Origin of the sequence: Roseibium sp. (assembly GCF_965233565.1) — a bacterium.
GTDB lineage: Bacteria > Pseudomonadota > Alphaproteobacteria > Rhizobiales > Stappiaceae > Roseibium.
Window position 1 is genome coordinate 5,611,011 of record NZ_OZ247494.1, and the last position, 15,970, is coordinate 5,626,980.

Here is a 15,970-nt window from a genome sequence, read left to right on the forward strand (position 1 = left end):
CGCAAGGGACTTTATACGGGTGACCATCTGATCTTCAGCGCTTCAGGACCTCTTACCGAGAGACCGCGCTTGTAGCGCACTTCTGGCTCTGACAGTTCGATCGACTTGTAGCGCTTCAACAGCGTGGAAAAAATGATGTCCATGTCGAGCCGCGCCAGATGATTGCCGAGGCAGAAATGGGCACCGCGGCCAAAGGCGATGTGCCAGTTGGGTGTGCGGCCGACATCGAAGCGGTCTGCGTCCGGAAACTGCTTCGGATCGCGGTTGGCGGAACCATAAAGCACACCGAACTTGGTGCCGCTTGGATAGGTCTGGCCGCAGATCTCGACATCTTCCGTACAGTACCGGTGGAAAAAGGGCAGGGGGGACTCGTAGCGGAACATTTCCTGGACGGCGGTTTTCATCAGGCTCTGGTCGTTCCGCAGGCGCTGCATTTCATCCGGGAATTTCAACAGCGCGTGCATGCCGCTGCCAAGCACATCGATGGTCGATCCATGCCCGGCCATCAGGATCAGCATGGCAGTGGAAATGAACTCGTCATGGCTCATCTGGCCGACACGTTCTGCCTCGATCATCAGTGACAGAAGATCGTCCTTCGGATCGGCTGCCCGGGCGGCCTTCAGCTCCAGCAGGTAGTGGTAGAACTCGGTTGTGTTGGTTTCGGCAAGTTCCTTGCGCTCGTCCGAGCGGTCGATGTCGAAAAACTGGACAATGTTCTCCGACCAGACCCGCAGCTGCGGGCAGTCTTCATCCGGAACGCCGAGGACCCGGCCGATGATGTGGCCCGGCACATGAGCGGCAAGGTCCTCGACAAAATCGATCTCATCCCGGCCCGAAAGCTCTTCGAACAGCCGGTCGACATAGGCCTGGATGTCGTCACGCAACTTGCCGACCATGACCGGTGTGAACAGCTTGAACACCTGTTTGCGCAGCCGATCATGAACCGCGCCGTCGCTGTCGAGCAGGGAAAACTGAACGAAGCGGGAATGATGCGGCATGTCGTGCCAGTTCTGCGCCCGTTTCTGCTCGGCAATTTCGTCAGCGGTTGCGATGTGATCGAGCGAGCGGACCATCTTGTCGTGTTGCACGATTTCCGTGACATCGTCGAAGCGTGCAGCCAGCCAAACATCAAATTCCTCGAACCAGGTCAGACCATCCCTGGCCCTGAGGGCGTCATAAAAGGGATGCGGATCCTGGGCGAAGGCGTCCGTGAGGGGCTGGAAGGAAAGGTCTGTGGACGGGCTCATGCGGGGCTCTTGGCGTGACGGGCGATGGGGTAGAATTGTGATTCTTGGCAGGGTCGGGGATTTCGGCAGCCAAGTGCAAGCGGAAAGCGGCGTTTGTCGGCGGAATAGTGGCCTGGCGGGCCAGTTATCCAAAGCCGGGCGAGCCGGGTTCTGGGGATAGTGAGGAAATGACAGTTCTGACGATACCGCGCGGCGGTCGAAATTCTTAACACTTCCTGAATGCGGGGCGCGGGGGCCTTGCTTGCACAAACTGAACAGAACGAAGAGTGCGTGAGGCCGAAATGCGGGTGCCCAAGGCGTTCCATGACGAGTATCAGACGTTTCTGCGGGACACCGGTTTCGACAATCCGGACCCGCAAGCGCTTCTCATGGATCTGGCCTCACTCAGCATGGAAGTCTATCTGAAGGATATCGCCTGGTTGTCGGATTTCATCGGCCGGGTGCAACAGGCCAAGCAGAAGGCGGCCTGAGGGCACCATCGGTGTCAAACAGTCTCTAATTCCAACGCCTGCCTATATACCGAAATCGGATTCCACCTCGTTCGCCCACTCGATCAGGGCTTCCGCAACATAGCTTGTCTTGTGCCGCGTGCCGTCTTCGTCGATCACCATCTCCTGGATCGCGCGTGCTACATTGGCGAGCTCAAATTCATCCAGGTTCAAAAGTGCTTGAGCAAGAGCGTCCATGGCAGGCCTTTCCGGTGTGCTTGTCAGGATCTACAATAGTAGCTAAGAGTTGAGCCTCAACTTCAAGTATGTTTACGGGGCGGCGTATGGGCATTTCAATCTGGCAGATCTTCATTCTTGTTCTGCCAATTCTGTTGTTTGTTGTGGCTTTTTTCACGACCTCGCGGGACACGTTTTTGAACCGAATGGGGTACTTCGTGCGATTGCTGGTCTTGATCGTCGCCGGAACCGGCTTGGTGCTGCTGACCTCGACACTGCTGGCCGAGAGCGCTGCCGGAGCGATCATCATGCTTGTTCTGGGCATCGTTATTGGCCTCATGAACCTGCGCTTTCAGATCATGCGGCTACAGGACATTGGCTGGTCGCGCTATTTTGCCCTCTTGTCCTATGTGCCGATCGCCAACCTTGTTTTTCTTCTGGTGCTTCTGTTTGTGCCAGGAGGGCAGCGGCCCGTTGCGGAGGTGTTTTCCTAGGCCCAATGGTCAGGCTGGGAAACGCTTGCCCGCTTTGAGTGTCTGCAAACAAAGTCAGGAGCAGATGGTCATGGAAAACACATCCAAGGTCGACGGCATCGGCGGGGTTTTCTTCAAAAGCAGCGACCCCGACCGGCAAGCTGCCTTTTACAAGAAACATTTCGACATCAATCTGGGCACCTGGCTGCACCAGAATGCCGGTCCATCCGTTGTTGCAGCCTTCAAGTCGGAGACATCCTATTTCGGACCGGCCGAGAACCGCTTCATGATCAATTTCCGCGTGTCCGATCTGGACAGCCTGATGGTAAGTCTGAGATCGGACGGCGTGACGGAACTGGGCTACGACGATGAAGCTTATGGACGGTTTTTCCGCTTTCTCGATCCGGAGGGAAACGCGGTTGAACTCTGGCAGCCACCGGAGGGAGAGTTGCCGGACGACTAGGCGACTTTTTCATAAACAGTGTCATCCAGTTTCAGCGGCAGACCGAAAACTGCAGCTGGTCCAATGATGCTGCCGAAGTGCCAGCATTGGAAGTCGGGATGATCTTTCTTTCTGCCTACAGTCGAAATGCGTGTTTGGCAAAGCTGAGAACTGGATCGTGACCCGACTTCTGGTGGCTATAGAGCGTGGCCAAAACTGCACTTCGTAGTGCGGCAAAAACTGACTGGACTTGAAACAGTTTGCCAGGCGTTTGTGCCGGAAAATCTCTTGGAGCCTGTCGAGCTTGCCTATGTGTCCAACGGTGCCGTTTGAACCGGAGATCACCCGGCTCGTATCCTCGCGAGCCGGGCGATAGTCAACACCACTGCGGCTTCATGCGTCTTCGAGATAGTCGCGCAGGCCGATCAAGTATGCCCGGGCCAGAGGCTCCTCGCCTAGCGCAAGCATCCGGGCGGTATCGCCGGCACTGTCTCCGAAGAAGGGTTCGGTGAGAATTGTCGGATGGATAGATGCCTGGAGCGATGTCGATCCGCGTTCGCCATCCTTGCGCGGTTTCAGGCCGCGGCTGGGGCGACCCAGGGCCTCGACAACAGCATTCTGAACGGCAGAGGCCAGCGCCTTGCCACTTGCCGAAGTGTGCCAATACAGCATTTCGGACCCGTGACCACCACCAGAATTGAAATGAAGTTCGACGATGATCTCGGGCGACCAAGCGTCGATAGCGCTGTAGGCATCCGCGATCTCTTTCGAATAGCTTGAAGACTTGTTCCGGAAAAACTGTTTGAGTTCGATGCCATATTCGCCTTGTAGCGCCGCCATCTTGGCATAAACGCGTTTGTTGTAGACCCATTCGGAGACTTGCATGTCATCTGAATAAGCGCCTTGCGACTTCGAGTTGTGGCCAATGAGGACTGCGACCCGTTTCTTGGTTGCTGACAAGGCGTCATCTGCCTCAAGGACTGCACTCAGACCTAAGTCGTTGATCTCTTTCCGAATGCGCGGGACTACCCCAAGCACTTTTGCGACGTAATTTGGGTCGCCGGCATAGCCGCCGGCCTTTAGGTGGCCAATATAACCCGACGGATCTTCGGCAAAGGCACGCCACCCATCGTAGAAGCTGCCATTGTCGATGAATGCCCAATACCCGTCGATGAAGTCTTCAAGGCTGGCAAAAGCGCAATAGGTGTCCAACCCGTCATGGGCCATGTAGTCAACGGGTTCGGCGAGCGGCCGATCGCGATTTACCCTGGCACGGAATTTTAAGCCGCCAAAGTTCAGATGATCGGTTGCCAGTGCGCTGGTGCCGAAACCGGATTCCAACGCCCATTGCGCCAAAGTTACAATTTTAAGATCTGGTGCATCAATGGAATGTGTGGCGTATTTACGGATAAGATCGTGCCAGAGAGACATGGAAATTCTCCACTTTTTCATGTTCAAATCGTGCGCAATACTATTCTGGTTAAAGGCCGAGAATTGAAACCGCGGTTTCATTCTACCTAAAAACTGGCTCGAGTTGTACTGAATGAATTTCAGGTCATTGGGTTGCAATTGTTTTTCGAAGTGAATTTTTGGGTGTTCCTGGTGCTACTTGTTCGGCGCATAGGAACTGCGTTTCGAATTCTGGCTTGCTTTGCCGTCTTTTGTGACAGCCTTCACCGATGCTGATTGGTGCGCCATCAAACCATTTCGCTTTGCAAACCAGGCGGCCTTCGAGTTTGCACGACAGGTGGGACCAGATCAGTTTGTTATTGGTGAGGATGGCGGAACGCTAAGTGCGACTGGCCTTGCACGACCATTATTCCAACGGCTTCTTGCGATGACGCCGTGCCGGTGTGTTGGATCGTGTTTTGAGCGCTCTCCTTTTTAGAGTTATTCTCCCGCCACCAGTTCAAACACTTTCACCGGCGCTGCATATCCCTTCACATCGGTATCTCCTACCGAGCGAACGCTGAACCGGCCTTCAACACGCCTTGCCAGATCCTCGCTCACCAGAATACTCGTCTTAAGCTCCCTGTTCGCGCCTTCCAGCCGTGAGGCGAGATTGACGGTGTCACCAAGGGCCGTGTAGTTCAGCCTGTCCGAACTGCCGACGTTGCCGACAATGGCGTCGCCGCAGTGGAGGCCGATGCGGGTTCTGACCGGAGGGATGTCTCCGGTGTTCCAGGAATCTGTCTCGGCCTTGCTGGCGGCTATCACCGCAAGGGCGGCTTCGCAGGCCTTGGCCGCGTGATCTTCCACCTGGTTCGGCGCATTCCAGAAGGCCATCACCGCATCGCCGATATATTTGTCGATTGTGGCGTCGTGATCGAGAAGCGTCTGCGTAACGATCTCGAAATAGCGGGACATGCGCCGCATGACTTCTTCCGGCTCGAGATGAGAGGACATGGCGGTGAAATTCTCCAGGTCCATGAAGAGGACCGTGATGTCACGCTTGTCGCCGCCCGGTTCCGGCACTTCGCGGCGCTCGATCATCCGGCGGACCAAAGCCTTCGGCACATAGCGACCGAATGTCTGCAGCGAGGTACGCATCTGATCGAGAGCGCCCTCCAGCTTGTAGATCTCATCGACGACGGATTCATGAGGGAAGGGTTTTTCCAGATCAAATTCCCGGATGCGGCGCGTGCCGTCGGCAAGTACCTGTAAGGGACGTGACAGCGAGCGCGAGACCAGCCAGATCAGCGGGATGCTGCACAAGGCGATCAGAACGGACACAGCGATCGTGCGCTGGGAGGCGCGGGTCAACTCGCCGACAACGGCGGAAAGCGGCAGGGCGATGGCAAGGTTTTCCAGCTTGTTCGCGCCCAGTTCGATCTTGGACAGATGGGTGATCCACATCTGGCCGTTGACGTCGATGGTATCAACTGTGTCCTGATCCGGGCTCAGAACCTGTTTCTGCAGGGCCTCGATCGCCGCCCGCCATTCGCTCCGGTCGACATTTTCGTTTTCCGAGGAATTGGCCAGCAGCAGGCCGTCCTGACTGATGATTGTCAGGACACCTTCCTTGGCCTGCGGTTCGGAATTCAAGAAAAGGTCGAGATCGTCGAGCGTCAGGTCAACTCCGACAACACCTTTTGCATAGCGCTTGCTGACCGTCAGACCCGGCTTGCCGGTCCCCGCAAACAGGTAGACGTCGGTGCGGGTGACGTGATTGACCTCAGAAGCTGCCTTGAACCAGGGGCGTTCGCGCGGGTCATAGTCGATCTCGTAAGTGCTGGTTGTTGCCAGCGTGTCGCCGTTTTCATCCAGAAACCGGTCGTAGCGGATCGGTCTGTCCCGGCCGCCGCGCAGAATGATCTGTTCCAGCAGAAAGGTGCCTTCCGGCGCTTCCAGAGCTTCAAGGTCTTCTTTTGAACGGGTGCGGGCGGCACCGATCAGGTAGCTGCTGCCGTCCTGGTAACCGATATAGATATTCGCGATCTGCGGCATGACCGAGACAAAGGAAATCATGCGTTTGCGCGCCGGGTGGCCGCTTGCCTTTGGAACAGCATCCACATCCAGCCAGTCGCCGGAATAGTCGGCGATGGAGTTGATCGGCGCAATCAGCGAGGCGGTCTGCAGCCGGATCACTTCGGCTGAGCGTTCCATCAGCTCTCGACCCGCCGTCAGGGCTGCGGCGCGGTTGGAATAATGGGTATAGGAAATGATCGTGGCAGCGAGTGCCAGCGCCACGCCGAGCGTCACTGCAAAAAGGCTCAACGTGATCGGAAATCTGGATCGGCGTATATTCACCTCCAGTCAGCTCCCCCGAGACAGATTTTGGCGTTTGTTGTGACGGGAAAGCTATTGAACAAGCAGGCGCTTGGCAACTGCGAGAAAGGTTTTCGGATCAGGCGGAGAGCGCGGGTCTTTCCTGAGAGTGGCTCACCAGATAAGTGGCTTTCGCCGGAACGGGCAACAGCGCCTCGGCAAGGGCGATCCGTTCGGGCGTGTAATAGTGCTCTTCATGCAGCAGATTGACCGTGCCGACCAGCGTATCTTCGAGCACCACCGGCAAGTTGATGACCGAGCCGCAGCCCAGCTGACCGATCAGTTCGTAATCGGGAAACACCTGAGAAATATCCGTCAGGGTGTTGGCGACGAACATTTTTTTCTCGCCATGCACCTGGTTGAACCAGGCGTCATAGGTAATAGGTTTGGTGCCGGAGACCGGATAGGCTTCCGGGTGGGAGGTGTAGGAACGGCAGGCGAGTTCGTTCGCCATGTCAACACGCATGAAGGTGAAAAGCTTGACGCCAACCGTTACGCGGGTGAGAGCGAAAAGAGCGTCGAACGCCGCACCAGCGGTTTCGGCTTTCGAAAGAGCGCGGTCGAATTCGGCCAGTGGGCCGCTGAAATCGGTCATGAAAGTCTCAGATGATCAGGCAGGTTGAAGGGCACCGCCGCTGGCGGCAAAAAGTTCTTGAGAATACGCATCGGCAAGCCTGCCGGTTTTCAGGCTCTCGACATCCGCAATCTCCACGATCCGCCCGTGGCGCATCACCGCCAGGCGGTCGCAGAGGAAAGAGACGACGGGCAGGTTGTGGGTCACCAGCAGATAGGTGAGGCCCTGATCTCGGCGCAGCTTTTTCAGAAGATTGAGAATTTCGGCCTGAACCGAAACGTCCAGCGCCGACGTCGGTTCGTCGAGCAGCAGAAGGCGCGGTTCCAGCATCAGGGCTCTGGCAATGGCAACGCGCTGCCGCTGACCGCCGGAGAGCTGGTGGGGAAAACGAAACCGGAAACGCTGGTCGAGGCCGACGGCATCGAGCATTTCCCTGACGCGCTTGTCACGCCCGCCGATGCCGTGAATGGCGAGGGGTTCTGCAAGGCAGCTGTCGACCGTTTTTCGGGGATGCAATGAGCCGTAAGGGTCCTGGAACACCATCTGGCAGGTTTCTGCAAAGGCGATGTCCGGCGCGTGGCCGCGTGCTGCACCAAAGACGGACAAGTTGCCCGTCCAGTCCGGTGCCAGCCCCGAAATCGCTTTCAGGATCGTGGATTTGCCGGAACCGGATTCGCCGACCAGCGCGAAGCTTTCGCCCTGGGCGACGTCAAAGGACACTTCATGCACGACGCGCGTGCTGCCATAGCTGACCGAAAGGTTGTTTAGGGAAAGGGCGCTGTTGCTCATGTTCCGGCCTCTGTGGTCCAGCTGCTGCGGTCAAGCACGGGCAGCTCCGCCCGCGTTTCGTTCATCCGCGGCATGGCGGCCAAAAGACCGCGTGTATAGGGATGACTGGCCTCGTGCAGGGCACCGGCTTCGCATTCCTCGACGATTTCGCCGCTGTTCATCACCAGAATACGGTCGCAATAGCGCGCAACCAGATTGAGGTCATGGCTGATCAGGATCAGCCCCATGCCCTTGCCGGTGACGAGATCATCGATAATGTCCAGCACTTGCGCTTGAACAGAGACGTCGAGCGCGGAGGTCGGTTCGTCGGCGATCAGCAGGTCCGGTTCCGGGATCAACATCATGGCAATCATCACCCGCTGGCCCATGCCACCCGAAACTTCATGCGGATAGAGCTTGGCGACGCGTTCCGGATCGTGAATGCGCACGGCCTCCAGCATCGCCAGAACACGGGACTTCAGATCTTTGCGCAGAAGGTACTTGTGCGTGACCAGCGCTTCGGCGATCTGGTCGCCGATCGTCATGACCGGGTTCAACGAGAATTTCGGGTCCTGCATGACCATAGAGATCCGGGCACCACGCAGGTGCCGCATCTGCCTCTCGCTCTGTTGCAGCAGGTCGAGCCCGTCAAACTGCAGACGTCTGGCCCGGACCTTGCCTGGTTTGCGGATGAGTCGCAGGATCGACCGGCCTGTCATGGACTTGCCGGAGCCGGATTCGCCAACGATGCCGAGCCGTTCGCGCCCAAGCGAAAAGGAGATGCCCTTGACCACGTCGACAGGTCCCTGCGCGGTCGGGAAGGTGACGGTGAGGCCGTCCACGTCAAGAAGGGGCGCGCTCATGACTTGTCTCCCTGTTTCGGATCCAGCACATCGCGCAAGCCGTCACCCAGGAAGCAGAAACCGAGGGAAACGAGAATGATGGCAAAGCCCGGCATGGTCGCAACCCACCACTGATCGAGAATGAAGGTTCGCCCGCGCGAGATCATCGCCCCCCATTCCGGCAGGGGCGGCTGAGCGCCGAGGCCGAGAAAGCCGAGACCGGCGGCGGTCAGGATGATGCCGGCCATGTCGAGCGTCACCCGGACAATCGTGGAAGAGGCACAGAGCGGCAGCACGTGGCGCAGGATCACGCGCATCGACGAGGCGCCCTGGAGCCTGACCGCGGCAATGAACTCCGCATCCCGGAAGGTGAGGGTCTCGGCGCGGGCGATGCGGGCATAGACCGGCCAGGCCGTGATCGCGATGGCGATGATCGCGTTTTCAATGCCGGGGCCGAGCGCGGCGACAAAGGCGAGCGCCAGGATCAGCTTGGGCATGGAGAGGAAAATGTCGGTGATGCCCATCAGGATCCGGTCGGTCCAGCCGCCAAAATAACCCGAGACGGCACCGATAATCAGGCCGAGCGGGGCGGCGATCACGGCCACCAGGGTGACGATCAGAAGCGTGATCCGGGCGCCGTAAACAACCCGGGAAAAAATATCCCGTCCGAGCTCGTCGGTGCCCATCAGATGGGTGGAAGAGGGAGGCATGAGCCGGTTGGCAAGATCCTGTCCAACCGGCGAATAGGGCGCGATCCACGGCGCAAACACGGCCATGATGACCAGCACAAGCAGGATAAGCGCGCCGACAACGGCCAGCGGGTTGCGCATCAGCGCAGTGAAGGCACGCCAGGTGCGGCCGAGCGTTGCCTGAAGACGGGAGGTCGGGCTGTCGTCGAGAAGCCAGGCGATCATGTGCGGGCCCTCGGATCGAGAATGCGGTAAAGCACGTCGGAAATCTTGTTGATCAGGATGAAGACGGAACCGATTACCAGCGTTGCCCCGAGCACGGCGTTCATGTCCGCCGTCAGAAGCGCACTGGTCAGGTAATTGCCGATGCCGGGCCAGGAAAACACCGTTTCGATCATCACCGAGCCTTCCAGCAGCGCCGCATAGGACAGGCCGATCACGGTGATCAGCTGGATGCGGATCGGATAAAACGCGTGGCGCCAGATGACTCTTCGCTCCGGAACCCCCTTCACCCGCGCCGTGGTCACATATTCCTGGGCCAGCTGGTCGAGCATGAAGGACCGGGTCATGCGGGCAATATAGGCAAGGCTGAAAAAACCGAGGATCGAGGCTGGCAGAAGCAGGTGGTCCAGCGCGTTCCAGAAGATCTCCGTCTCCCGGGCAAGCAGGCTGTCCACCAGGTACAGCCCGGTCACCGGATCAACGATGCCTTCATAGAAGATATCGACGCGGCCCGGACCGGCGACCCAGCCAAGGCCGGCGTAAAAGACGGCGAGGCCAACCAGGCCAAGCCAGAAGGCGGGAACTGAATACCCCAACAGCCCGAGAACCCGGATCAGCTGGTCGATCCAGGTGCCTTGATGCGTGGCGGCAAAGACCCCCATCGGCACACCGAGACAGACCCCGATCAGTATGCCGATGGTTGCCATTTCAAGGGTCGCGGGGAAGACGCGGGCAAGGTCCTCGGCAACCGGGCGGCCGGTGGAGATCGACATGCCGAGATTGCCGGTAAAGACATCGCCGACATAACCGATGAATTGCAGCGCCAACGGCCGGTCGAGCCCCATCGCCTGGCGGGCGGCTTCATAGACCTCGTTGGAGGCGCGGTCACCGACAACGGCCAGGACCGGGTCAATGGGCACTACCCGGCCAATGAAGAAGGTGATGGCCAGAAGCCCAAGAAATGTCCCGAGCGTGACAAGCAGAAAACGGGCGAGGGCGGCGAGGTTGCCGAATACCCGGTCGCTCAGTTGATCACCTCTGGCTTCCGCGGCGCTTTCGACGGGTTCAAAGGTCATGGTGCCCCCGTACGAACTCAACTTTCTGTCTGACTGACCGTGTCACTGCGTGTCCCCGCCCACATGACTCAACTTTGGAGAAGAAGAGTCTAGTCCATTGAACTTAAGTGCTTTTTCATCAAGCGAGTGAGGCTCGATTTGTAAAAGCCATCTAAAAAGTTCTTGGAGCATACAAAAAAATCTGCTTTCATCAAAAAAATTTTGATGGGAGTAAAAATCTTTGAACAGCTCGACGGCACGCCCGGTCAGCGAAGCGGAAACCCGGGTCGGCTCTCTGATCCGTGCCCGCCGCAAGCAGCTCGGTCTGACCTTGCAGCAGCTCGGCGACGCGTCGGCTCTGTCTGTTGGTTATCTCAGCCAGGTCGAGCGCGACCATGCTACGCCGACCCTTGGGTCGCTCGCCGGCATTGCCAAGGCACTGGGAGTCGGACTGGACTATTTCGTGGCCCAGCCGCGTGCGCAGGATGCCCTGACGAGGTCCGAGACCCGGCCGCGCTTTTCCATTTCGGGCTCCACGGTCAGTTATGAGCGCCTGGCCACCGAGTTTCCGGGCAGCGAGCTCTCGTCTTTTCTGTTGACCGTGCCACCCGGCTACGCCTCGGAAACCGTGAGCCATGAAGGCGAGGAGCTGATCTATATACTGGAAGGCTCCATCACCCAGTTCCTGGACGGCGAAGCGATGGTGATGAAGGCGGGCGACAGCCTGCATTACCGCGGCAATACACCCCATGCCTGGTCCAACCCGAACGAGACCCCGGCAAAGATCCTGTGGACCGGAACCCTGACCATCTTGAATGCCGGCGACGACAAGACCAGCCGCATCGAGCTGGTGTCGCCGGACAAGTACGACGATCAGAACAACAACAAAAAACCCAACCCCTGACAGATGGAGACGAAGACATGAAGCTCTTGAGGACCGCGCTTCTGGCAGCCGCTCTGGCGCTGCCGATGGCGCCGCAGGCGATCGCCGCGACCCCGGACAACCTGCTCGTGGTGGCACAGAACATTGACGACATCGTCGCCATTGACCCGGCCCAGGCCTATGAATTTTCGTCCGGCGAACTGGTGACCAACGTCTATGACCGGCTGGTACAATATGACGCCGAAGACCCGACCGTCCTGGCGCCGGGCCTTGCCAGCGCGTGGCAGGCCGATGCGGATGCCAAGACAATCACTTTCACGCTGCGCGAAGGGGCGACCTTCCATTCCGGCAATCCGGTGCGTGCCGAAGATGTTGTTTTTTCCTTTGCCCGGGTGATCAAGCTCAACCTGACCCCGGCCTTCATTCTGGCGCAGCTCGGCTGGACGCCGGACAATGTCGAGGACATGGTGACCACCGACGGCAACACGGTGACCGTCAAATATGAAGGCGATTTCTCGCCTGCCTTCGCGCTCAATGTCCTGGCCTCCCGCCCGGCGTCCATCGTCGACGAGAAGACCGTGATGGCCAACGAGACCGATGGCGACATGGGCAATGCGTGGCTGAACGCCAATTCGGCCGGCTCCGGACCGTTCGAGCTTCAGTCCTACCGCCCGGGCGAACTGGTCCGGTTCAAGTCCTTTGGCGACTATTTCAAGGGCGCTCCGAAGGTTGACGGTGTCATCATCCGCCATGTGGCCGAAGCGGCAACCCAGCAGCTTCTGCTCCAGTCAGGTGATATCGATCTGGCGCGCAACCTGACACCTGACCAAATTGCCGGCATGGACGGTGACGCGATCAAGGTGGAAACCTTCCCCCAGGCCGCCGTCCACTTTCTGTCCTTCAACCAGAAGCAGGCACCCCTCCAGCCGGAGGCTGTCTGGGATGCAGCGCGTTATCTTGTCAATTACGAAGGCATGACCGACAGTTTTCTGAAAGGTCAGATGGAGGTGCACCAGGCGTTCTGGCCCAAGGGTTTCCCGGGCTCCTATGACGAAACGCCCTATAGCTACGACCCGGAAAAGGCCAAGCAGATCCTGGCTGATGCGGGTGTGGAAACACCGGTGACGGTGACGCTGGATGTCATCAACGCCGCGCCGTTCACCGACATGGCACAGTCGCTGCAGGCGAGTTTTGCCGAGGCCGGGATCAACTTCGACATCATTCCGGGCACCGGCTCGCAGGTGATCACGAAGTATCGGGAACGCAGCCACGAAGCCATGCTGCTCTACTGGGGCCCCGACTTCATGGACCCGCATTCCAACGCCAAGGCCTTCGCCTATAACAGCGACAACTCCGACGACAATTACCAGGCCACCACCACATGGCGGAACGCCTGGGCGGTGCCGGAGGAAATGAACGACATGACCAAGGCAGCGCTTGCCGAAAGCGACCCGGACAAGCGCAACGCCATGTATGTCGAACTGCAGAAGCGCGTTCAGGCCAAGTCACCGATCGTGATCATGTTCCAGGCGGCCTACCAGGTGGCGATGGACAAGAAGGTCGAGGGTTACGTCAACGGCGCCACCTCCGACTTTGTCTACTACCGCCTTGTCAGCAAGAACTGAGGGTCTATAGGCCACAGGCCGTCCCGCCCGCGGGGCGGCCTCTTCAAGGCGCAGCTTCTTCGTGTCCTTCCTCCAGGCCAATCGAAGCGCGCACCGGGACCGGGACGTTCTGAAGGTGACCCATCACCGCAGTCTGAAAGAGCTTCCCGGTTCCGGATCATCGCGCGGTGTGTATTGAGCGTGATGCGACCAATCGAACTGTCCTGGCGCTGAGGCGCATCTCCCACGGAGCCCATTGATGTCTGCCCTTCATGACCAGCGCCTTGCCGCGCTTCGCCAGCGCATGACCGAGACCGGAACGGATCTCGTTGCGCTCGGCCCTTCCAGCCACATGTATTATATGAGCGGGGTGGATCCGCATGGCGACGAGCGTCCGGTGATGCTGCTCGTGTCGAAGTCCCATGCCGGTTTCCTGATGCCGGCGCTCAATGTCGACAGCAGTCGCCAGAACACCGGCCTGCCGTTCTTCCCCTGGGCCGACGATGATGGTCCGGATGCGGCGCTGCAAAGCCTTCTTCAGGCATCAGGGCTGCCACAGGCACCGAACGTTGTGCTCGACGAGACAATGCGCACCGATTTTGCGCTTTTGCTGCTCGACGCGTTGCCGGGAGCGTCCCGGCGCTTTACCGAGGATACGGTCGGCTTCCTCCGTGCTCGCAAGGATGACGCGGAATACCGGCTTCTAAAGGCAAGCGCCGTTCTCAATGACCGGGCCATTCAAGCCGGTTTCGAGGCCTTGAAAGACGGCATCACCGAGCTGGAAGTCGCGGCCGTGATCCGCGACGTTTACAAAAAGGCCGGCGCTGTTCCGGTCTTCACCAGCGTCTGTTTCGGTGGCAATGGCGCCTTTCCCCATCACCACACCGGTGACACCCGGCTGAAGGCGGGGGACGCGGTTCTGATCGACGCGGGCGGCCGACTGGACGGCTATCCATCCGATATGACGCGGGTTGGCTTTTTTGGCGAACCGACCGCCGAGTTTCTGGAAATCCATGGCATTGTCGAACGTGCCGTCCAGGCGGCGCTTGCGGCATCCAGACCGGGTGTCGCCGCCAGGGAGATCGACAAGGCCGCGCGCGATGTGATCGCAGCAGCCGGGTACGGCGACCGCTTTTCCCACCGGACCGGCCACGGCATGGGCATCGACATTCACGAACCGCCCTACCTGACCGCGACCTCCGAAACAGTGCTGGACGAGGGCATGGTCTATTCCATCGAGCCGGGCATATATCTTCCCGGCAAGTTCGGCCTGCGCCTGGAAGACATTGTTATCCTGCGCGAAGACGGGCCTGAAATTCTCTCGGACATGCCGCGGGCAGCTGTTGTGCGTTAAGTCAAATGCCAAAGGCTTTATAGCGTCTGGAAGGTCAACTGCACGTTCCAGGCGTTTTTTTCAAGCGCATAGCAGCACATCGGATATTTTTGAAATGAGCGCTGGCTGTTGGCAGAGTGGTCTCGTTTGGAGACTTGTTCAAACATGTTCTGCGGCGCTCAGATTGTTGAGCAGGGCTCGCGATGGATATTCCGGTTTTAAGGCATGCAGCGCCAGTCGCAGTAACACGTTTGCGGTCAACTGTTGTCCGTCTTCCATTTGCCAGGGTGCGAAGCCCGTTGCATTGGAAGGTCTGCTCGAGGTTTGGTGTCGCTGTTTTGAATTGCCGAGAACCTGTTTCTTCGGGAAACCTGACGCATTTCTGTCCACTCAAGTGAAAGGCCAGTTTGCGTCAACAAACTTCACGTGGTGGTATAGCAACAAGTGAGTTAGTATTAAATTTTGAATAAAGACTGATTGAAAGACGCGCCGCATGTTCGATGAAAAATCTATCACAAAATTCGCTGCTGGGCTTCGGCCTGACCTGAACGAAGGCCGTATTCAGCAGTTCCAAAACAGCGGCCAAAAAGTGAAAGAAGCTATCGAACGGGCGATGCAGCTTTATCAGGCCCTGGATGACTTGGACAAGTTCATCGACACCAGTCAGGAGGGGCCGGCGGGGTTTGCGCGGGTTCAACGGGAGACACAAAAAGTCTGGAATGAAGTGTTGGTCGAACAGATTCCGATCGCGCGAACGAACGACATGCTTGAAAACATCGCGTATCCGAACCTGGAATACTTTGCCATGCGGATCGGCCAAGTCGGACATTTTTTTCTGGTCAACGTCGATCGGGTAAAAGACCCGCGCTTTCGAGAGATTGCGAACAAGTCAGAGGGCGCAAAGCTCAGTGACGCCGAGCTGAACACACTAAAGGAGTTTTGCAGACGAAATGCCGTTAATTCCAGAACCTTCATTATCGATCAGAAGGGGGAATATGAACGGGAATGGAAGGCTTTCCTTCGGACCAATATGACGGAAATCCTGCACAAATACCTGTTTCCAAGTCTGCAGAAATTTCATGAACGTGAGATGCGCTGGCGAAAACTGTTCTTCATGGCCAAGGATGCGTACACCAACTACATGGTCGAGTGCCGGAAACACGGTGTGACAGCGGCTGTCTTAAAATCGGACGCCGAGTTTTTCTTTCAAAAACACCACCTGTTAAAAACGCTCAGACCAAGCGATCCGACCGCAGGCCATCTCATCAAAGCCTTTTACCAACAGATTTTGCGTGCTTGATTTTAGGGCAGAATGGACCCTTGAAAAATGGTCGGGCAGGCCGGATTTGAACCGACGACCCCTTCACCCCCAGTGAAGTGCGCTACCAGGCTGCGCTACTGCCCG

The 15,970-nt window shown here is 58.1% G+C and carries 16 protein-coding genes and 1 tRNA gene; 7 read left to right on the forward strand and 10 right to left on the reverse strand.

What is annotated here, in order from left to right:
• Positions 1-11: 11 nt before the first annotated feature.
• Positions 12-1,247 (reverse strand): cytochrome P450, encoded by a 1,236-nt coding sequence (locus tag ACO6TG_RS25545; RefSeq protein WP_422375772.1) that lies wholly within the window; start codon positions 1,245-1,247, stop codon positions 12-14.
• 266 nt (positions 1,248-1,513) lie between these two features.
• Here ACO6TG_RS25545 and ACO6TG_RS25550 point away from each other — a divergent pair, with 266 nt between their 5' ends.
• Entirely contained in the window at positions 1,514-1,717 is a 204-nt protein-coding gene (locus tag ACO6TG_RS25550) for a hypothetical protein (protein ID WP_422375773.1), read from the forward strand.
• Positions 1,718-1,759: 42 nt separating this feature from the next.
• Here ACO6TG_RS25550 and ACO6TG_RS25555 read toward each other — a convergent pair whose 3' ends face one another.
• Positions 1,760-1,933, reverse strand: coding sequence for a hypothetical protein (locus tag ACO6TG_RS25555; RefSeq protein WP_422375774.1), 174 nt, complete (start codon positions 1,931-1,933; stop codon positions 1,760-1,762).
• 86 nt (positions 1,934-2,019) lie between these two features.
• Between ACO6TG_RS25555 and ACO6TG_RS25560 the strand changes: the two genes are divergently transcribed.
• Together ACO6TG_RS25560 and ACO6TG_RS25565 are read left to right on the forward strand one after the other, a co-directional pair.
• Positions 2,020-2,406 (forward strand): DUF805 domain-containing protein, encoded by a 387-nt coding sequence (locus tag ACO6TG_RS25560; protein WP_422375775.1) that lies wholly within the window; start codon positions 2,020-2,022, stop codon positions 2,404-2,406.
• Between the two features lie 70 nt (positions 2,407-2,476).
• Positions 2,477-2,848 carry a VOC family protein gene (locus tag ACO6TG_RS25565; RefSeq protein WP_422375776.1) on the forward strand — a complete coding sequence of 124 codons (372 nt, stop codon included), beginning with the start codon at positions 2,477-2,479 and terminating at the stop codon, positions 2,846-2,848.
• A 372-nt stretch (positions 2,849-3,220) separates the two neighbouring features.
• On the opposite strand, the gene ACO6TG_RS25570 is transcribed toward ACO6TG_RS25565, so the two are convergent.
• The 7 genes from ACO6TG_RS25570 to ACO6TG_RS25600 form a co-directional block, all read right to left on the reverse strand.
• Entirely contained in the window at positions 3,221-4,258 is a 1,038-nt protein-coding gene (locus tag ACO6TG_RS25570; RefSeq protein WP_422375777.1) for a glucosaminidase domain-containing protein, read from the reverse strand.
• A 459-nt stretch (positions 4,259-4,717) separates the two neighbouring features.
• Positions 4,718-6,577 (reverse strand): adenylate/guanylate cyclase domain-containing protein, encoded by a 1,860-nt coding sequence (locus tag ACO6TG_RS25575; protein WP_422375778.1) that lies wholly within the window; start codon positions 6,575-6,577, stop codon positions 4,718-4,720.
• Between the two features lie 97 nt (positions 6,578-6,674).
• The gene (locus ACO6TG_RS25580; protein WP_422375779.1) at positions 6,675-7,190 is read right to left on the reverse strand and encodes a GAF domain-containing protein; all 516 of its coding nucleotides are present in this window, start codon (positions 7,188-7,190) and stop codon (positions 6,675-6,677) included.
• Between the two features lie 15 nt (positions 7,191-7,205).
• Complete coding sequence (locus ACO6TG_RS25585) at positions 7,206-7,958, reverse strand: ABC transporter ATP-binding protein (protein WP_422375780.1); 753 nt, start codon at positions 7,956-7,958, stop codon at positions 7,206-7,208.
• A complete protein-coding gene (locus ACO6TG_RS25590) occupies positions 7,955-8,800 on the reverse strand; it encodes an ABC transporter ATP-binding protein (RefSeq protein ID WP_422375781.1) in 846 nt (281 codons plus the stop codon). The genes ACO6TG_RS25585 and ACO6TG_RS25590 overlap by 4 nt, the downstream gene beginning before the upstream one ends.
• Entirely contained in the window at positions 8,797-9,693 is an 897-nt protein-coding gene (locus ACO6TG_RS25595; RefSeq protein ID WP_422375782.1) for an ABC transporter permease, read from the reverse strand. Before ACO6TG_RS25595 ends, ACO6TG_RS25590 begins: the two co-directional genes overlap by 4 nt.
• A complete protein-coding gene (locus ACO6TG_RS25600; protein ID WP_422375783.1) occupies positions 9,690-10,766 on the reverse strand; it encodes an ABC transporter permease in 1,077 nt (358 codons plus the stop codon). The genes ACO6TG_RS25595 and ACO6TG_RS25600 overlap by 4 nt, the downstream gene beginning before the upstream one ends.
• Positions 10,767-10,986: 220 nt before the next feature.
• Here ACO6TG_RS25600 and ACO6TG_RS25605 point away from each other — a divergent pair, with 220 nt between their 5' ends.
• From ACO6TG_RS25605 to ACO6TG_RS25620, 4 genes are all read left to right on the forward strand, one after another.
• Positions 10,987-11,649: a cupin domain-containing protein gene (locus tag ACO6TG_RS25605; protein WP_422375784.1), complete on the forward strand. Its 663-nt coding sequence runs from the start codon at positions 10,987-10,989 to the stop codon at positions 11,647-11,649.
• 17 nt (positions 11,650-11,666) lie between these two features.
• A complete protein-coding gene (locus ACO6TG_RS25610) occupies positions 11,667-13,253 on the forward strand; it encodes an ABC transporter substrate-binding protein (RefSeq protein ID WP_422375785.1) in 1,587 nt (528 codons plus the stop codon).
• Between the two features lie 238 nt (positions 13,254-13,491).
• The gene (locus ACO6TG_RS25615) at positions 13,492-14,586 is read left to right on the forward strand and encodes a M24 family metallopeptidase (RefSeq protein WP_422375786.1); all 1,095 of its coding nucleotides are present in this window, start codon (positions 13,492-13,494) and stop codon (positions 14,584-14,586) included.
• Positions 14,587-15,058: 472 nt separating this feature from the next.
• The gene (locus ACO6TG_RS25620; protein WP_422375787.1) at positions 15,059-15,865 is read left to right on the forward strand and encodes a hypothetical protein; all 807 of its coding nucleotides are present in this window, start codon (positions 15,059-15,061) and stop codon (positions 15,863-15,865) included.
• A gap of 28 nt (positions 15,866-15,893) precedes the next feature.
• Here ACO6TG_RS25620 and ACO6TG_RS25625 read toward each other — a convergent pair.
• Positions 15,894-15,970 (reverse strand) — tRNA-Pro (locus ACO6TG_RS25625).

Excerpts from the sequence above, each read along its gene's own strand:
- ACO6TG_RS25615 (WP_422375786.1), top strand. The coding sequence starts at position 13,492 with ATGTCTGCCCTTCATGACCAGCGCCTTGCCGCGCTTCGCCAGCGCATG.
- ACO6TG_RS25565 (WP_422375776.1), top strand. The coding sequence starts at position 2,477 with ATGGAAAACACATCCAAGGTCGACGGCATCGGCGGGGTTTTCTTCAAA.
- ACO6TG_RS25555 (WP_422375774.1), bottom strand. The coding sequence starts at position 1,933 with ATGGACGCTCTTGCTCAAGCACTTTTGAACCTGGATGAATTTGAGCTC.
- ACO6TG_RS25595 (WP_422375782.1), bottom strand. The coding sequence starts at position 9,693 with ATGATCGCCTGGCTTCTCGACGACAGCCCGACCTCCCGTCTTCAGGCA.
- ACO6TG_RS25560 (WP_422375775.1), top strand. The coding sequence starts at position 2,020 with ATGGGCATTTCAATCTGGCAGATCTTCATTCTTGTTCTGCCAATTCTG.
- ACO6TG_RS25585 (WP_422375780.1), bottom strand. The coding sequence starts at position 7,958 with ATGAGCAACAGCGCCCTTTCCCTAAACAACCTTTCGGTCAGCTATGGC.
- ACO6TG_RS25620 (WP_422375787.1), top strand. The coding sequence starts at position 15,059 with ATGTTCGATGAAAAATCTATCACAAAATTCGCTGCTGGGCTTCGGCCT.
- ACO6TG_RS25600 (WP_422375783.1), bottom strand. The coding sequence starts at position 10,766 with ATGACCTTTGAACCCGTCGAAAGCGCCGCGGAAGCCAGAGGTGATCAA.
- ACO6TG_RS25580 (WP_422375779.1), bottom strand. The coding sequence starts at position 7,190 with ATGACCGATTTCAGCGGCCCACTGGCCGAATTCGACCGCGCTCTTTCG.
- ACO6TG_RS25610 (WP_422375785.1), top strand. The coding sequence starts at position 11,667 with ATGAAGCTCTTGAGGACCGCGCTTCTGGCAGCCGCTCTGGCGCTGCCG.
- ACO6TG_RS25570 (WP_422375777.1), bottom strand. The coding sequence starts at position 4,258 with ATGTCTCTCTGGCACGATCTTATCCGTAAATACGCCACACATTCCATT.
- ACO6TG_RS25545 (WP_422375772.1), bottom strand. The coding sequence starts at position 1,247 with ATGAGCCCGTCCACAGACCTTTCCTTCCAGCCCCTCACGGACGCCTTC.
- ACO6TG_RS25590 (WP_422375781.1), bottom strand. The coding sequence starts at position 8,800 with ATGAGCGCGCCCCTTCTTGACGTGGACGGCCTCACCGTCACCTTCCCG.